Genomic DNA, 14,661 nt, shown 5'->3' with positions numbered 1-14,661 from the left:
GGGGGGGGGGAGGGTGTGGGGGGGGGGGGGGGCCCGCGCCCCCCCCCGCCGCGGGGCGGGGGGCGGGGGGGGGGCCCCCCCGCTGGCTGGAGGCCGTCGCCGAACTGCTCGGCCTCCGGGGGGTTTACCGCTCTCGGTCAGCCGGGGAGTGAGCGGCGGGCCGCCGGATCACAGCACGTCCGGGCGGGTTCGCCCAGCGGGGCGGTCACGCGGCGTGCCCGGGCCGGGCCGCTGAGGGCGGGGCCGAGAGCATCGCCGATACGGCCGCGGGTCCGGCGGTCGCGCCTTAAGAGCAGCCGTCCCCGGTCTCGGACTTGGCACACTCCGCGCAGGTGCCGAAGATCTCCACCGTATGCGCGACGTTGACGTATCCGTGCTGCGCCGCGATCGTCTCCGCCCACTGCTCGACGGCCGGGCCCTCGACCTCGACCGCCTTGCCGCACACCCGGCACACCAGGTGGTGGTGGTGCTCACCGGAGGCGCACCGCCGGTAGACCGCCTCGCCCTCGGTGGTGCGCAGCACGTCCACCTCACCGGCCTCGGCGAGGGACTGGAGCGTCCGGTAGACCGTGGTCAGCCCCACCGAGTCGCCGCGGTGCCTGAGCATGTCGTGCAGCTCCTGCGCACTGCGGAATTCGTCGACCTCGTCGAGCGCCGCCGCCACCGCGGCCCGCTGCCGGGTCGACCGGCCGCGTACGGGGGGTCCAGCCGTCGCCACAGGGTGCCTCCTTCGATCCGCCGGCTCCTCGGACGGGCCATTCTGCCAGGCCGGAGTTCAGACGCTGACGTCATCGGCCGGGCGGTGGCCGATCTCAGCCGCCGCGTCGCACCGCGCCTGGTCCCCGGCCGCCCCGGCGGTACGTGCCCGCCGCCGCGTCAGGGGCGCCGCCAGCGCGGTGAGCAGCACGAAGACCGCGATGGCCAGCAGCACGATCGTCGCACCCGGCGGTACGTCCTGGTAGTACGTGGTGACCGTACCCGCCAGTGTCACGGTGATGCCGATCGCCACGGACACCGCGAAGGTCAGCCTGAACGACCGGGTGATCTGCTGCGCCGCCGCCACCGGCACCACCATCAGGGCGCTCACCAGCAGCAGCCCGACCACCCGCATCGCCACGGTGACGGTGACCGCAGCCGTCACGGCGACCAGCAGATTGAGCGCCCGCACCGGCAGCCCGGTGACCCGGGCGAACTCCTCGTCCTGGCTGATCGCGAAGAGCTGCCGGCGCAGTCCCACCGTCACCAGCAGCACGAAGGCCGCGAGCAGGCAGATCGCCGTGAGGTCCTCGTCGGAGACGGTGGACAGCGAGCCGAAGAGGTACGAGGTGAGGTTGGCGTTCGAGCCGGTGTCGCTGAGGTTCATCAGCATCACACCGCCCGCCATACCGCCGTAGAACAGCATCGCGAGCGCGATATCGCCGCGGGTGCGCCCGTATGCCCTGATCAGCTCCATCGCGACCGAGCCGATGACCGCGACGACCGTCGCCATCCACACCGGGTTGGTGGACAGCAGGTAGCCGAGTCCGACACCGGTCAGGGCGACATGGCCGATGCCGTCGCCCATCAGCGCCTGGCGGCGCTGCACCAGGTGGATACCGACCGCGGGCGCGATCACACCGACCAGCACGGCGGCGAGCAGCGCCCGCTGCATGAAGGGGTCCTGGAGGAATTCCATGTCAGGTCAGCAGTCCCGTGCGGAGCGACTCGTCGGCCGCGTGCGGATGTACGTGGTCATGGCCGGGCAGCGCGTGCTGGCCGACCGCCTCGGGCGGTGGGCCGTCGTGGACCACGCAGCCGTCGCGCAGCACCACGGCCCGGTCGATCAGCGGTTCCAGCGGGCCCAGTTCGTGCAGGACGAGCAGCACGGTCGTCCCGGCGGCGACCTGTTCGCGCAGCGTTCCGGCCAGGATCTCCTGGCTGGCCAGGTCCACACCGGCCATCGGCTCGTCCATGATCAGCAGTTCGGGGTCGGCCGCGAGCGCGCGGGCGATCAGCACCCGCTGGTGCTGGCCGCCGGACAGCGCGCCCACGGCGTCCTTGGCCCGGTCGGCGAGCCCGACCAGTTCGATGGCGCGCTCGACGGCTGCGCGGTCGGCCTTGGACGGCCACCTCAGCTTCGTACGGGACAGCCGGCCTGAGGACACCACCTCGCGGACGGTCGCCGGGACGCCGCTGGTCGCGGTGGTGCGCTGGGGGACGTAGCCGACCCGCTGCCAGTCGCGGAAGCGGCGCAGTTCCGTACCGAAGAGGGAGACCGAGCCGTCGGTGAGCGGGACCTGCCCGATCACGGACCGTACGGCCGTCGACTTGCCCGAACCGTTGGCGCCGAGCAGCGCGACGACCTCGCCGCGGCGCACGGTGAGGTCGATACCGCGCAGCACGGGGCGCGAGCCGAGGGTGGCCCGGGCGCCGCGGACGGATATGACGGGCTCCAAGGGCTCCTGCGTCTCCATGGCCTGCGCCTCCGATGCTCGTGTGTGGTCTGTCACCGCTGCCGCTGCCACCGCTGCCACCGCTGCCACCGCTGTCACTGCTGTCCCTGCGCGCCGAGTGCCTTGCGCAGCGCGGTGAGGTTGGCCTCCATGACGCCGAGGTAGTCACGGCCCTTCGAGCGGTCCGTGATCCCCTCCAACGGGTCCAGTACGTCCGTCCTCAGGCCCGTGTCCCCGGCCAGGGTCTTCGCGGTCCGGTCGCTGGCCAGCGTCTCGAAGAACACCGTCGTCACCTTGTCCTGCTTCGCGACCGTCTGGAGTTCCCTGATACGGGCGGGGCTGGGTTCCGACTCGGGGTCGAGCCCCGCGATGCCCTGCTGCTCGAGCCCGTAGCGCTCGGCGAGGTAGCCGAAGGCGGCGTGGGTGGTGATGAACGTCCGGGTGTCCGTGTTCTTCAGGCCGTCCGCGAAGCGGGTGTTCAGGGTGTTGAGCTTGGCGACCAGAGCGTCGGTGTTCTTGGCGTAGGCGGTGGCGTGGGCGGGGTCGGCCTTTTCCAGGGACTTGCCTACGCCGCGGGCGATCTCCGCGTACTTCACCGGGTCCAGCCACACATGCGGGTCCTGGTCACCGTGCTCACCGTGACCGCCGTCCCCGTGGCCGTGGTCGTGATCCTCGCCACCGGTGGCGGTCCCGTGCGCCTCCAGCTCGGTCAGGGTGCCCGCGTCGACGGTGTGCTCGACGCCCGCCTGCGCTATGGCGTCGTCAACGGCGGGCTGGACTCCCTTGAGATAGAGGATGTAGCCGGCCTGGCGGAGCTCGGACACCTGCCTGGGCCTCAGGTCCAGGTCGTGTGGCTCCACACCGGGCTTGGTGAGCATGGTGACCGCCACGTGTTCCCCGCCGATCTGCTCGGCGAGATACTGCATGGGATAGAAGGACGCCACCACATCCAGCTTGCCGTCGCCGTTCTTGCCCGCGGCGCCGGACGTCCCCGTGCAGGCGGACAGGGTGACGAGCGACAGGGCTGTCGCTCCCGCGACGGCACCGGTGGACATGAGGCGGCGACGTATGTTCATGACAGTCATTTTCAACAAGAGTGGAAACGATTGTCAACAAGGGCGGAGAACCGCTCAGGTCCTGCACCGATTTGATCCAAGGGGTGAGGCCGCCGGTAATCTGAAGCACTCGCCACTCGTCACACCGGCCGGGCGCCCCGCGCCGCCCCAGCCAGTCGTCCAACCCGTCGTCGTAATGAAGAGAGCACCGTGGCCGCCGACAAGATCGACACGATCGTCAACCTGAGCAAGCGCCGTGGCTTTGTCTACCCGTGCAGCGAGATCTACGGCGGGCAGCGCGCCGCCTGGGACTACGGACCGCTGGGTACCGAGCTCAAGGAGAACATCAAGCGCCAGTGGTGGCGCTACATGGTCACCTCGCGTGAGGACGTCGTCGGTATCGACTCGTCGGTGATCCTTGCCAGTGAGGTCTGGCAGGCCTCCGGCCATGTCGCCACCTTCACCGACCCGCTCACCGAGTGCACCTCCTGCCACAAGCGCTACCGGGCCGACCACCTGGAAGAGGCCTACGAGGAGAAGCACGGCCACGCCCCGGCGAACGGCTTGGCCGACATCAACTGCCCCAACTGCGGCAACAAGGGCCAGTTCACCGAGCCCAAGCAGTTCTCCGGCCTGCTCTCCACCCACCTCGGCCCCACTCAGGACTCGGGCTCCGTGGCCTACCTGCGCCCCGAGACCGCACAGGGCATCTTCACCAACTTCGCCCAAGTCCAAGCGAGCTCGCGCCGCAAGCCGCCCTTCGGTATCGCCCAGGTCGGCAAGTCCTTCCGCAACGAGATCACGCCGGGCAACTTCATCTTCCGCACCCGTGAGTTCGAGCAGATGGAGATGGAGTTCTTCGTCAAGCCGGGCGAGGACGAGCAGTGGCACGAGTACTGGATGGAGCAGCGCTGGAACTGGTACACGGGCCTTGGCCTCCGTGAGGAGAACATGCGCTGGTACGAGCACCCCAAGGAGAAGCTCTCCCACTACTCCAAGCGCACCGCCGACATCGAGTACCGCTTCCAGTTCGGCGGCAGCGAGTGGGGCGAGCTGGAGGGTGTCGCCAACCGCACCGACTACGACCTCACCGCCCACTCCAAGGCGTCCGGCACCGACCTGTCGTACTACGACCAGGAGGCCCAGGAGCGCTGGATGCCGTATGTCATCGAGCCGGCCGCCGGTGTCGGCCGCACGATGCTGGCGTTCCTGCTCGACGCCTACAACGAGGACGAGGCGCCCAACGCCAAGGGGGTCATGGAGAAGCGCACCGTGCTGCGTCTCGACCACCGCCTCGCCCCGGTGAAGGTCGCCGTCCTGCCGCTGTCCCGCAACGCGCAGCTCTCCCCGAAGGCGAAGGGCCTCGCGGCGGACCTGCGCCAGAACTGGAACATCGAGTTCGACGACGCGGGCGCGATCGGCCGCCGCTACCGCCGCCAGGACGAGATCGGCACGCCGTTCTGTGTCACGGTCGACTTCGACACCCTGGACGACAACGCGGTGACGGTGCGTGAGCGCGACTCGATGAAGCAGGAGCGGGTGTCCCTGGACCAGATCCAGGGCTACCTGGCGACGCGCCTCATCGGTGCGTAACGCTCGGAGCGCTCTGTGAGACGAAGGCCGACCGGGTTGGTGCCCGGTCGGCCTTTGTCATGCACACTGGGCGCGCACGCGTCACCGGGAACGCCACCGGGAGGGGACCGATGCCGTCCACGACCAGCAGCAAGGTCAGCAGATGGGACCAGCACGGCCGCGAACACGTCGTGCACGTCAGGAGGTCCGGCGTCCAGCGCACGCTCACCTGCGGGACCTGCGACTGGCGCAGGAACGCGCAGTTCCTGCCATGGCTGAAGGCGGAGGAGCACCTACTGGAGGCGCACCAGGCGACGATCGCCCCCTGAAAACCAGGTGCCCTCGTCACGGGTGACTGGTTACGGTCGTGGCATGTCTTCTTCTTTCCACCAGATCTACGAGTGAGAGTGCGGCGGGTGGGGTGACCCACATCGCGTGGTACCCCGACGAACGCACCCGCATCCGCGAGGAACCCATTCTCACCAGGACAGGAGAGCCCCGTGGCCAAGAGCCGCAACAACCTCCTCGGCGTGGGCGGACAGCGAAAGAAGCTGTCCCGCGCCGACCAGCACGGAACCGGCCTGACCCGCGCGAGTGGGCAGCAGTCGGCCGACGACCGGAAGCAGGAGCTGCTGCGCAAGATGCGTGAGCGCACGCAGGGCAAGCAGGACGGTCAGCAGAGCTGACGCCGGACAGGACCCAGGTGGGGCCCGGCCCCGGCCTTCGGGGCCGGGCCCGGCGCCGCCCCCGGAGCCGCGCCCCCCGCCCCGCGCGCGCCCCCCCCCCCCGCGCCCCCGCTCACCCCGCGAGCACCTCCAGGGCCCGTGCCCGGCTCGCCGCGCGCCCGCTCATATCCGACGAGCCCTGGGGCCGGGAACCGGCACCCATCGGAGTGGCCGGGGCACTGGGCTACGCGCTGCTCGGCGAGTGCGCGGGCCGCACCACAGGCCACGGGGTCTTCCAGGTCGTCGCGGTCGTGCTCATCGCAGCACTGGCCGGCGCCGTACCGCATATGGCACGGGGCCGGGGACCGGCACCCGACCTCATCGCCCGCCGGGTACTCACCCTCGGTTTCACCGCGGTCTGCTTTCAGCCCCTCTACAACTCCGGTGCTCTGGTCGGCAGCCTGGGGAAGGGCCCCGCCTACGCGCTCTACCTGCTGCTGGTCCTCGTACTCACCGCGCTCTGCGACGCCGTGCTCGCCGCACTGATCCAGCGCACCCGCGCCGTTCCGCACTGCGCGCGCTGTACGGAAGCCACCCGCACACCCTTCGGCCCCCTACTCCGCGACGAACTGCGGTCGCTCCCGGGCGTCGGTTCCGCCGTCTGCGCGACCGGCGCGGTGATGTCGCTCGGCGCCGCCGTCGCCGGGCTGTGGGCGCTGCCCGTACTGTGCGTGCCCCTGCTGCTGGCCCAGCTCGCCTTCCGCCGCTACGCCGGGGCACGCGCCACCTACCGGCAGACCATCGCCTCACTGGCCCGCGCCACCGAGGTCGCCGGCTACACGCCCCGCGGCCACGCCCGCCGGGTCGCCGCGCTCAGTACCGCCGTGGGCCGTGAGATGGGTCTCGCCGGGCCCGAGCTCGCCGTCCTGGAGCACGCGGCGCTGATGCACGACATCGGGCAGCTTTCCCTGGTCGACCCCGTGCAGCAGGGCGCCACAGCCCTGCTGCCGGAGGCGGAGCAGCGCCGTATCGCCCTGCTCGGCGGGGCCGTGGTGCGCCAGAGCGGTGCGCCCGCCGCCGTCGCGGCGGTTGTGGAGCGGCAGGCTGATCCGTACCGTGAGCAGCCGCTCGCCGCCAGGATCGTCCGTGCGGTCAACGCGTACGACGACTTCGACGGCGCCCGACCGGGAGACGCACTCGGGGCACTGGAGCGGCTGCGCCTGCGTACGGCCCACGACTACCAACCGGAAGTCGTGGAGTCTCTCGCACGGGTACTGTGCCGGGGCTGTGGATCCCCTCCGGTCTGGGTAACCCATGGGTAATGAGCGAGCGTCCGACCGGGCATGGTTGGATGCGATTGACGGCAGACACAAGCGACACGGCGAGACAGGCAACACACAAACAGGACGACATTCGTGTCCGGGGGAAGTGACCCGAGCGACCGGCAGGCGGGAATCGTGAGGATCTTCGGGAAGGTACGGCATCGGCCGTCCGCCTCATGGCGGCAGGCCACCGACCGCGCGTTCACGCTGATCGGTGACGGCCGTTACGAGGACGCGGGCGCGCTGCTGACCCGCGCGGCGGACCTGGAGCCCTGGCTCTCGGAGTCCTGGTTCAACCTGGCGCTGCTGCACAAGTTCCGGCACGACTGGGAGCAGGCGCGCGCCGCCGGCCTGCGCGCCGTGGCCCTGCTGGACAAGGAGACCGGGGCCCCCGACTGGTGGAACGTCGGTATCGCCGCCACCGCCCTCCAGGACTGGCCGCTCGCGCGCCGCGCCTGGCAGGCGTACGGGCTTCGGGTCCCCGGTGAGGCCACCACCGGCGGTGAGCCCCTCGGGATGCAGCTCGGCAGCGCCGCCGTACGCCTTTCGCCCGAAGGCGAGGCCGAGGTGGTGTGGGGCAAGCGGCTCGACCCGGCCCGGATAGAAGTGCTCTCCATCCCCCTGCCGTCGTCCGGCCGTCGCTGGGGTGAGGTGGTACTGCACGACGGCGTCCCGCACGGCGAGCGCACCACCGCAGCGGGGCACAGCTTCCCGGTGTTCGACGAGATCGAACTCTGGGCACCTTCGCCCGTCCCCACCTGGGTCGTCCTACTGGAGGCAGCGGCGGAGGAGGACCGGGACGCCCTGGAGCGGCTCGCGGCCGACGCCGGGTACGCCGCCGAGGACTGGTCCTCGTCGGTGCGGCTGCTCTGCCGGGCCTGTTCCGAGAGCGAGATGCCGAGTGCCGAGGGCGAGGGCGAGCACCTGGACCCGCACGACCACAGCGAGCCAGGCCACCCGGGGCCGCTCGGCCACCGCACGGCCGGGGACCTGTGGGTCCCGGAGCGCGAGTGCGGAATAGCGGCGCCCACCGGTCTCGTGCGCGGGCTGCTCGACGGCTGGGTCGCCGACAGCCCGGACACCCGCGAGTGGCGGGATCTCGAAGAAGTCTGCTGACCACCTGGGACAGGGCCGTAGGCTGTACGGGATAACGAGCAGGGATTTCAGGAAGGCTTACGGCGGCATGGCGCAGCAGACGGACGAGCAGATCAACGACGGCTTCGTCGTGGACACGGAGGACTGCGAGGAGCGCGAGCAGGCGCACCGTGAGCGCGGCACGGCCCGTCCCATCACCGTCGTGGGCAATCCGGTGCTCCACACGGAGTGCCGGGACGTCACCGACTTCGACGACAAGCTCGCGGCACTGGTCGACGACATGTTCGCCAGCCAGCGCGCGGCGGAGGGCGTGGGCCTCGCGGCCAACCAGATCGGTGTGGACCTGAAGGTCTTCGTCTACGACTGCCCGGATGACGAGGGCGTGCGCCACACCGGTGTCGTGTGCAACCCGGTACTCCAGGAGCTCCCGCCGGAGCTGCGGGTGCTGGACGACTCCAACGAGGGCTGCCTGTCCGTCCCGACCGCTTACGCCGCGCTGGCCCGCCCGGACTACGCGGAGGTCCACGGCCAGGACCCCGAGGGCAATCCGATCAAGGTCCGCGGCACCGGATACTTCGCGCGCTGCCTCCAGCACGAGACCGACCACCTCTACGGCCGGCTGTACATCGACCGGCTCTCGAAGCGGGAGCGCAAGGACGCGCTTCGGCAGATGGCGGACGGCACCCCGCGTTACGAGACCGTCCCGAACGCCTGAGCACCCGACTCGCCGGTCAGGCCACCCGCACAGGGCCTCGGAACGTACGCCGGTAGGCGTTCGGGGTAGTCCCCAGCGAGCGCAGGAAGTGGTGGCGCAGGGCCGCCGCGTTGCCGAAGCCCGCACGCCCCGCGATCGTGTCCACCGTCTCGTCCGTCGCCTCCAGCAACTCCTGCGCCAGCAGCACCCGCTGGCGCAGGAGCCAGCGGTACGGCGTCGTCCCGGTCTCCTGCTGGAATCGGCGGGCGAAGGTACGGGGTGACATATGCGCCTGTGCCGCCAACTGCTCCACGCTCATCTCCCGGTCGAGATGCCGTTCCATCCAGGCCAGCACCTCACCGACGGTGTCGCACCGGGTACGCGGCAGGGGCCGCTCGATGTACTGGGCCTGCCCCCCGTCGCGGTGCGGCGGCACGACCATGCGCCGGGCGATGGTGTTGGCGATCTCGGGCCCGTGCTCACGCCGTACGATATGCAGACAGGCATCGATCGCGGCGGCGGTCCCCGCCGAACTGATCACCGACCCCTCGTCGACGTACAGCACATCGGCATCCACCCGCGCCCGCGGATACCTGCGCGCGAGTGCCGTGGCGTGCCGCCAGTGGGTGGTGCAGCGCCGCCCGTCCAGTAGCCCCGCGGCGCCCAGGACGAACGCCCCGGTGCAGACGGACAACACCCGCGCCCCACGGTCCACGGCCGCCCGCAAGGCCTCCAGCAGGGGTTCGGGATAGTCGCGCCGCGTGTAGTCGCTGCCCGTGGGCACGGCGATCAGGTCCGCCTCGTCCAGCCGCTCCAGACCATGCTCCACTTCCAGCGTGAAGCCGGCATGGGTGCGCAGCCTGCGCCGCTCGGCTGAGACGGCGGCGAAGTCGTAGACGGGGAGCCCGTCGTCGCTGCGGTCCAGCCCGAAGACCTCACACAGCACGCCGAGTTCGAAGGGATGCACGCCGTCGAGGAGTACGGCTGCCACGTTCTTGAGCATGCCCGCGAGTGTGGCAGTAATTCGATGGTTGCCGACAGTCCTGCCACTGCCTTTCTTGTCGTCGCACGGCGAGAGTGGACGCCATGAACACGTTCGTCAGCTACATCGCGGTCCTTGGAATCCTTGCCCTGGTGGGTCTTCCCTCATTCATCGGCCACCTGCGTGACCGTGCGATCGACCGGCAACTGCGCGACGCGGAAAGGGGGATGGCCCGGACCGCCGAGCCCGGCAAGATCCAAACGAAAGGCCCCAGGGCCACCTGCGGGCACCTGAGCGGTCAGATCTCCCCGTCCAAGCCCGCCCAGCCCTCGATCGCGACCTGACAGACAGACGATCCGGCAGCGGATGCCCCGGACCGCGATGCGATGCGATGCGGTCCGGGGCTCTCGGTCATGCGCGGGGCGCCTGGACGGTCAGAAGTCCTCGTCCAGGTCCACCGAGCCCTCGACCGCGACCTGGTACGCAGACGGGCGGCGCTCGAAGAAGTTGGTCAACTCCTGGACGCCCTGGAGTTCCATGAAGGCGAACGGGTTCTGCGAGCCGTACACCGGGGCGAAGCCGAGCCGGACGAGCCGCTGGTCCGCGACGCACTCCAGGTACTCGCGCATCGACTCGGTGTTCATGCCCGGCAGACCGTCACCGCACAGGTCGCGGCCGAACTGGAGCTCGGCGGCGACGGCTTCCTTCAGCATCTCGGTGACCTGGTGCTGGAGCTCGTCGTCGAAGAGATCCGGCTCCTCCTTGCGTACCGTGTCCACGACCTCGAAGGCGAAGTTCATGTGCATGGTCTCGTCCCGGAACACCCAGTTGGTGCCGGTCGCGAGTCCGTGCAGCAGACCGCGCGAGCGGAACCAGTAGACGTACGCGAACGCCCCGTAGAAGAACAGGCCCTCGATGCACGCCGCGAAGCAGATCAGGTTCAGCAGGAAGCGGCGGCGGTCGGCCCGGGTCTCCAGCCGGTCGATCTTCTCGACCGAATCCATCCACTTGAAGCAGAACTGGGCCTTCTCGCGGATCGAGGGGATGTTCTCCACCGCGGCGAAGGCCGCCGCCCGGTCTTCCGGGTTCGGGAGGTAGGTGTCCAGCAGCGTCAGATAGAACTGGACGTGCACGGCCTCCTCGAAGAGCTGGCGGGAGAGGTAGAGCCGCGCCTCGGGGGAGTTGATGTGCTTGTAGAGCGTGAGCACCAGGTTGTTCGCGACGATCGAGTCACCGGTCGCGAAGAACGCGACCAGCCGGCCGATCAGATGCTGCTCACCGGGGGTGAGCTTGGCCAGGTCCGCGACGTCGGAGTGGAGGTCGACCTCCTCGACCGTCCAGGTGTTCTTGATCGCGTCCCGGTAGCGCTCGTAGAAGTCGGGATAGCGCATCGGGCGGAGCGTCAGCTCGAAGCCGGGGTCGAGCAGGTTCTTCTCGCGCGTTGCCGGGGCGCTGGTGGCTTCGGTGGACATTACTGGCAGGCCTCGCAGGACTCGGGGTTCTCAAGGGAGCAGGCGATGGCGTCCGCGTCGGGAGTGGCCTGCTGTACTGGGGGTGCCCCCGCCGAAGGCCGGGGGAGGATGGTGGCGGCGGGGGCCGCGGCAGCGGCCGACGGGGTGCCGGACGCGGCGCGGGCGATCCGGGTGGCCGGACGTGAGCGCAGGTAGTACGTGGTCTTCAGGCCCTGCTTCCAGGCGTACGCGTACATCGAGCTGAGCTTGCCGATGGTCGGCGTCTCCATGAACAGGTTCAGCGACTGCGACTGGTCCAGGAACGGGGTGCGGGCCGCGGCCATGTCGATCAGGCCGCGCTGCGGGATCTCCCAGGCCGTGCGGTACAGCTCCCGCACCTCTGCGGGGATCCAGTTGAAGCCCTGCACCGAGCCGCTGGAGTCGCGCAGCGCCTCACGGGTCTGCGCGTCCCACACGCCGAGCTGCTTGAGCTCGTCCACCAGGTACGAATTGACCTGGAGGAACTCGCCCGACAGCGTCTCGCGCTTGAACAGGTTGGAGACCTGCGGCTCGATGCACTCGTACACGCCCGCGATCGACGCGATGGTCGCGGTCGGGGCGATGGCGAGCAGCAGCGAGTTGCGCATGCCCGTGGTGGCGACCCGCTCGCGCAGGGCGGCCCACCGCTCGGGCCAGTTGAGCTCCACGCCGTAGTGGTCCGGGTGCAGCACGCCGCGCGCCGTGCGGGTCTGCTCCCAGGCGGGCAGCGGTCCGTTGCGCTCGGCGAGTTCGCAGGACGCCTCGTACGCCGCCAGCATGATCCGCTCGGCGATCCGGGTGGACAGCGCCTTCGCCTCGGCGGAGTCGAAGGGCAGCCGCAGCTTGAAGAAGACGTCCTGGAGGCCCATCGCGCCCAGGCCCACCGGGCGCCACTTGGCGTTGGAGCGGCCGGCCTGCTCGGTCGGGTAGAAGTTGATGTCCACGACCCGGTCGAGGAAGGTCACGGCCGTGCGGACCGTCTCGTCGAGACGCTCCCAGTCGATGTCTCCTTCAGGGGTGACGAACGCGCCCAGGTTGACCGATCCGAGGTTGCAGACGGCGGTCTCGCCGTCGTTCGTGACCTCGATGATCTCGGTGCAGAGGTTGGAGGAGTGGACGACGGTGCCGGGCTCCGCGGTCTGGTTCGCCGTACGGTTCGAGGCGTCCTTGAACGTCATCCAGCCGTTGCCGGTCTGGGCGAGCGTCCGCATCATCCGTCCGTACAGGTCACGGGCCGGGATCGTCTTGCGGGCGAGACCCGACTCCTCCGCCTTGCGGTACGCGGCGTCGAACTCGTCGCCCCACAGGTCGACCAGCTCCGGCACGTCGACAGGCGAGAACAGCGACCACTCGGCGTCGGCGTTCACCCGGCGCATGAACTCGTCCGGGATCCAGTGCGCCAGGTTGAGGTTGTGCGTACGCCGCGCCTCCTCGCCCGTGTTGTCGCGCAGCTCAAGGAACTCCTCGATGTCCGCGTGCCAGGTCTCCAGGTAGACGCAGGCCGCGCCCTTGCGCCGACCGCCCTGGTTGACGGCGGCGACCGAGGAGTCCAGGGTCCGCAGGAACGGCACGATGCCGTTGGAGTGCCCGTTGGTGCCGCGGATCAGCGAACCGCGGGAGCGGATACGGGAGTACGAGAGGCCGATACCGCCCGCGTGCTTCGACAGCCGTGCCACCTGGTGGTAGCGGTCGTAGATCGAGTCCAGTTCGTCCAGCGGCGAGTCCAGCAGGTAGCAGGACGACATCTGGGGGTGCCGGGTGCCGGAGTTGAAGAGCGTCGGCGATGACGGCAGATAGTCGAGTCGGCTCATCAGCCCGTACAGCGCGCCGACTTCGTCCACGGCGCGCGCCGAATCGTCCTCGGCGAGCCCGCAGGCCACCCGCAGCATGAACTGCTGCGGGGTCTCGACCACCTTGCGGGTGATCGGGTGGCGGAGCAGATAGCGGCTGTAGAGGGTGCGCAGTCCGAAGTAGCCGAAGCGGTCGTCGGCGGACGGGTCGATCAGCGCGTCGAGGCGGGCGGTGTGCTCCTGGACGAAGGCGTGCGTCCGATCCGCGATCAGGCCCTCGCGGTGGCCGACGGCCACGGACGCGGCGAAGCCGGTGGCCCCCTGCGAGGCCGCCTCCTCGGCGATGGTGAGGCTGAGCAGCCGGGCCGCGAGCCGCGAGTACGCCGGGTCCTCGGCGATCAGACCGGCGGCCGCCTCCGTGGCCAGCTCCCGCAGTTCGGCCGCGTCCGAGCCCGCGTGGCGTCCACGCAGCGCGGCGGCGGCGACCCTGCCGGGGTCGGTGTCGGTGAGGTCGGCGGTGAGGTCGGTCAGGATCCGCAGCAACGCGGTTCCTGGCCCATCGGCGAGCTGCGATGAAGCAGGGTCTGGCGGCGCGATGGTCACGGGGGTGCTCTCCCTCACTCGGCTCGGGGCCGGCGGGGGAGGTGGTGCGGGCGTGTGTCTGGGCAGCACAACGCACCGCGTCCACCGGCCTGATCCGCGAGGCCCGGACGTCTCGGCACCCGGGCCGGGATGGACCGGGTGCGTTGCCGACAGGTCCTCGGACTCGTGGGTGTGCATTCACGGGCACGCGCGCACACGGGTACGCCGTAAGGGCATGCCTCATGGGTTCGCGAAAGGAGCGAATGCAGACCGACTCACCGTTGCGGGACAGTTCCGGATTTCCACCGGATTCCCCTGCTGCGGCAACGGAGTCGAGCATACATGTAGGGGCGCGGCGTTGCCGCGCCCCCCACATGTTGTGTCGCGGTGGTGCGTCTTACCCCGAAGTGCCGGTTCTCAGAGCTCAAGCGCGTATGTCAGCAGCGGGTCCAGTTCCGTGAAAGGCGACCAGTCCCGCTCGGGGGTCCGAACGAAGCCCATGCGCTCGTAGACGCGGTGTGCGGCGTGCATCATCGCGTCGGTCGACAGCACCAGTCGGCGGCAGCCGTCGAGAGCGCGGGCCCGTTCGACGCATGCCATGACGAGCGCCTCCCCGATACCCTGATTCCGGGCCTCGGTGGCGACGACGAGCATCCGGAACTCGGCCTCGTCATCGCGCGCGATATTGGCGTAGGGCCTCGCTCCCGGGGTGAACGCCACACCGCCGAGGATGCGTCCCGTGCCGTCGACGGCTACCAGCACATCGGACTGCGCTGCCCTGGCCGCCGTGTCCCGCAGTACCGGGAGATAGGGGTCCTCCTTCCCGAAGGCCAGCAGCCCATCGTCCAGATAGGTCTGTGCGGTGAGCTCCCCGAGGGTGCTGTACTCCTGCGGCTCCACCGGTCTGATGAGCACGTCCATCCGGGCAGTGTGCCGCACACGGCGGGGAGGAGTGCACCGGATGAACGGCGTCTGGCCGCCA

General features: G+C 70.1%; 15 protein-coding genes and 1 riboswitch. Of the genes, 7 read left to right on the top strand and 8 right to left on the bottom strand.

The annotated features are described in order from the left end of the window. Positions 1–286 precede the first annotated feature (286 nt). The 4 genes from ACFWI9_RS19045 to ACFWI9_RS19030 all read right to left on the bottom strand — a co-directional run bounded on the left by ACFWI9_RS19045 (position 287) and on the right by ACFWI9_RS19030 (position 3,508). Positions 287–718 (bottom strand): Fur family transcriptional regulator, encoded by a 432-nt coding sequence (locus ACFWI9_RS19045; protein ID WP_387163426.1) that lies wholly within the window; start codon positions 716–718, stop codon positions 287–289. Positions 719–775: 57 nt separating this feature from the next. Then, positions 776–1,675 (bottom strand): metal ABC transporter permease, encoded by a 900-nt coding sequence (locus ACFWI9_RS19040; protein ID WP_387163425.1) that lies wholly within the window; start codon positions 1,673–1,675, stop codon positions 776–778. Position 1,676: 1 nt separating this feature from the next. Then, on the bottom strand, positions 1,677–2,453 hold the full coding sequence (locus ACFWI9_RS19035; RefSeq protein WP_387163424.1) for a metal ABC transporter ATP-binding protein: 777 nt from the start codon (positions 2,451–2,453) through the stop codon (positions 1,677–1,679). Between the two features lie 74 nt (positions 2,454–2,527). Next, complete coding sequence (locus ACFWI9_RS19030; protein WP_387163422.1) at positions 2,528–3,508, bottom strand: metal ABC transporter substrate-binding protein; 981 nt, start codon at positions 3,506–3,508, stop codon at positions 2,528–2,530. A gap of 189 nt (positions 3,509–3,697) precedes the next feature. Here ACFWI9_RS19030 and ACFWI9_RS19025 point away from each other — a divergent pair, with 189 nt between their 5' ends. The 6 genes from ACFWI9_RS19025 to def all read left to right on the top strand — a co-directional run bounded on the left by ACFWI9_RS19025 (position 3,698) and on the right by def (position 8,856). Beyond that, positions 3,698–5,080, top strand: coding sequence for a glycine--tRNA ligase (locus tag ACFWI9_RS19025; RefSeq protein WP_387163421.1), 1,383 nt, complete (start codon positions 3,698–3,700; stop codon positions 5,078–5,080). A 110-nt stretch (positions 5,081–5,190) separates the two neighbouring features. After that, on the top strand, positions 5,191–5,388 hold the full coding sequence (locus tag ACFWI9_RS19020) for a hypothetical protein (RefSeq protein WP_387163420.1): 198 nt from the start codon (positions 5,191–5,193) through the stop codon (positions 5,386–5,388). Positions 5,389–5,559: 171 nt separating this feature from the next. Beyond that, complete coding sequence (locus tag ACFWI9_RS19015; RefSeq protein ID WP_387163419.1) at positions 5,560–5,745, top strand: DUF6243 family protein; 186 nt, start codon at positions 5,560–5,562, stop codon at positions 5,743–5,745. Positions 5,746–5,762: 17 nt separating this feature from the next. Beyond that, complete coding sequence (locus ACFWI9_RS19010) at positions 5,763–7,046, top strand: HD-GYP domain-containing protein (protein ID WP_387163416.1); 1,284 nt, start codon at positions 5,763–5,765, stop codon at positions 7,044–7,046. Between the two features lie 135 nt (positions 7,047–7,181). Further along, positions 7,182–8,162, top strand: a complete 981-nt coding sequence (locus tag ACFWI9_RS19005; RefSeq protein ID WP_387163467.1) for a tetratricopeptide repeat protein — start codon at positions 7,182–7,184, stop codon at positions 8,160–8,162. A gap of 67 nt (positions 8,163–8,229) precedes the next feature. After that, on the top strand, positions 8,230–8,856 hold the full coding sequence (gene def / locus ACFWI9_RS19000) for a peptide deformylase (protein ID WP_387163415.1): 627 nt from the start codon (positions 8,230–8,232) through the stop codon (positions 8,854–8,856). A 16-nt stretch (positions 8,857–8,872) separates the two neighbouring features. On the opposite strand, the gene ACFWI9_RS18995 is transcribed toward def, so the two are convergent. Beyond that, on the bottom strand, positions 8,873–9,838 hold the full coding sequence (locus tag ACFWI9_RS18995; protein WP_387163413.1) for a helix-turn-helix domain-containing protein: 966 nt from the start codon (positions 9,836–9,838) through the stop codon (positions 8,873–8,875). An 83-nt stretch (positions 9,839–9,921) separates the two neighbouring features. Between ACFWI9_RS18995 and ACFWI9_RS18990 the strand changes: the two genes are divergently transcribed. Then, positions 9,922–10,161 carry a hypothetical protein gene (locus ACFWI9_RS18990; RefSeq protein ID WP_387163411.1) on the top strand — a complete coding sequence of 80 codons (240 nt, stop codon included), beginning with the start codon at positions 9,922–9,924 and terminating at the stop codon, positions 10,159–10,161. A 90-nt stretch (positions 10,162–10,251) separates the two neighbouring features. Here ACFWI9_RS18990 and ACFWI9_RS18985 read toward each other — a convergent pair whose 3' ends face one another. The 3 genes from ACFWI9_RS18985 to ACFWI9_RS18975 all read right to left on the bottom strand — a co-directional run bounded on the left by ACFWI9_RS18985 (position 10,252) and on the right by ACFWI9_RS18975 (position 14,600). Next, positions 10,252–11,289, bottom strand: a complete 1,038-nt coding sequence (locus tag ACFWI9_RS18985; protein WP_387163410.1) for a ribonucleotide-diphosphate reductase subunit beta — start codon at positions 11,287–11,289, stop codon at positions 10,252–10,254. Next, positions 11,289–13,700, bottom strand: coding sequence for a ribonucleoside-diphosphate reductase subunit alpha (locus ACFWI9_RS18980; protein ID WP_387163407.1), 2,412 nt, complete (start codon positions 13,698–13,700; stop codon positions 11,289–11,291). Before ACFWI9_RS18980 ends, ACFWI9_RS18985 begins: the two co-directional genes overlap by 1 nt. A gap of 130 nt (positions 13,701–13,830) precedes the next feature. After that, a riboswitch (cobalamin riboswitch) is annotated at positions 13,831–14,025 on the bottom strand. 71 nt (positions 14,026–14,096) lie between these two features. After that, the gene (locus tag ACFWI9_RS18975) at positions 14,097–14,600 is read right to left on the bottom strand and encodes a GNAT family N-acetyltransferase (RefSeq protein ID WP_387163405.1); all 504 of its coding nucleotides are present in this window, start codon (positions 14,598–14,600) and stop codon (positions 14,097–14,099) included. Positions 14,601–14,661 lie beyond the last annotated feature (61 nt).

This window comes from Streptomyces sp. NPDC127084, assembly GCF_042724175.1.
GTDB lineage: Bacteria > Actinomycetota > Actinomycetes > Streptomycetales > Streptomycetaceae > Streptomyces.
Note: the sequence above shows the minus strand (reverse complement) of the source record. Positions and strands in the feature narration are given on the sequence as shown.

Bases quoted from the DNA above. Each gene is read 5' to 3' on its own strand.
- ACFWI9_RS18985 (WP_387163410.1), bottom strand. From the start codon at position 11,289: ATGTCCACCGAAGCCACCAGCGCCCCGGCAACGCGCGAGAAGAACCTG.
- ACFWI9_RS19020 (WP_387163420.1), top strand. From the start codon at position 5,191: ATGCCGTCCACGACCAGCAGCAAGGTCAGCAGATGGGACCAGCACGGC.
- ACFWI9_RS19030 (WP_387163422.1), bottom strand. From the start codon at position 3,508: ATGAACATACGTCGCCGCCTCATGTCCACCGGTGCCGTCGCGGGAGCG.
- ACFWI9_RS18975 (WP_387163405.1), bottom strand. From the start codon at position 14,600: ATGGACGTGCTCATCAGACCGGTGGAGCCGCAGGAGTACAGCACCCTC.
- ACFWI9_RS18990 (WP_387163411.1), top strand. From the start codon at position 9,922: ATGAACACGTTCGTCAGCTACATCGCGGTCCTTGGAATCCTTGCCCTG.
- def (WP_387163415.1), top strand. From the start codon at position 8,230: ATGGCGCAGCAGACGGACGAGCAGATCAACGACGGCTTCGTCGTGGAC.
- ACFWI9_RS18995 (WP_387163413.1), bottom strand. From the start codon at position 9,838: ATGCTCAAGAACGTGGCAGCCGTACTCCTCGACGGCGTGCATCCCTTC.
- ACFWI9_RS19040 (WP_387163425.1), bottom strand. From the start codon at position 1,675: ATGGAATTCCTCCAGGACCCCTTCATGCAGCGGGCGCTGCTCGCCGCC.
- ACFWI9_RS19035 (WP_387163424.1), bottom strand. From the start codon at position 2,453: ATGGAGACGCAGGAGCCCTTGGAGCCCGTCATATCCGTCCGCGGCGCC.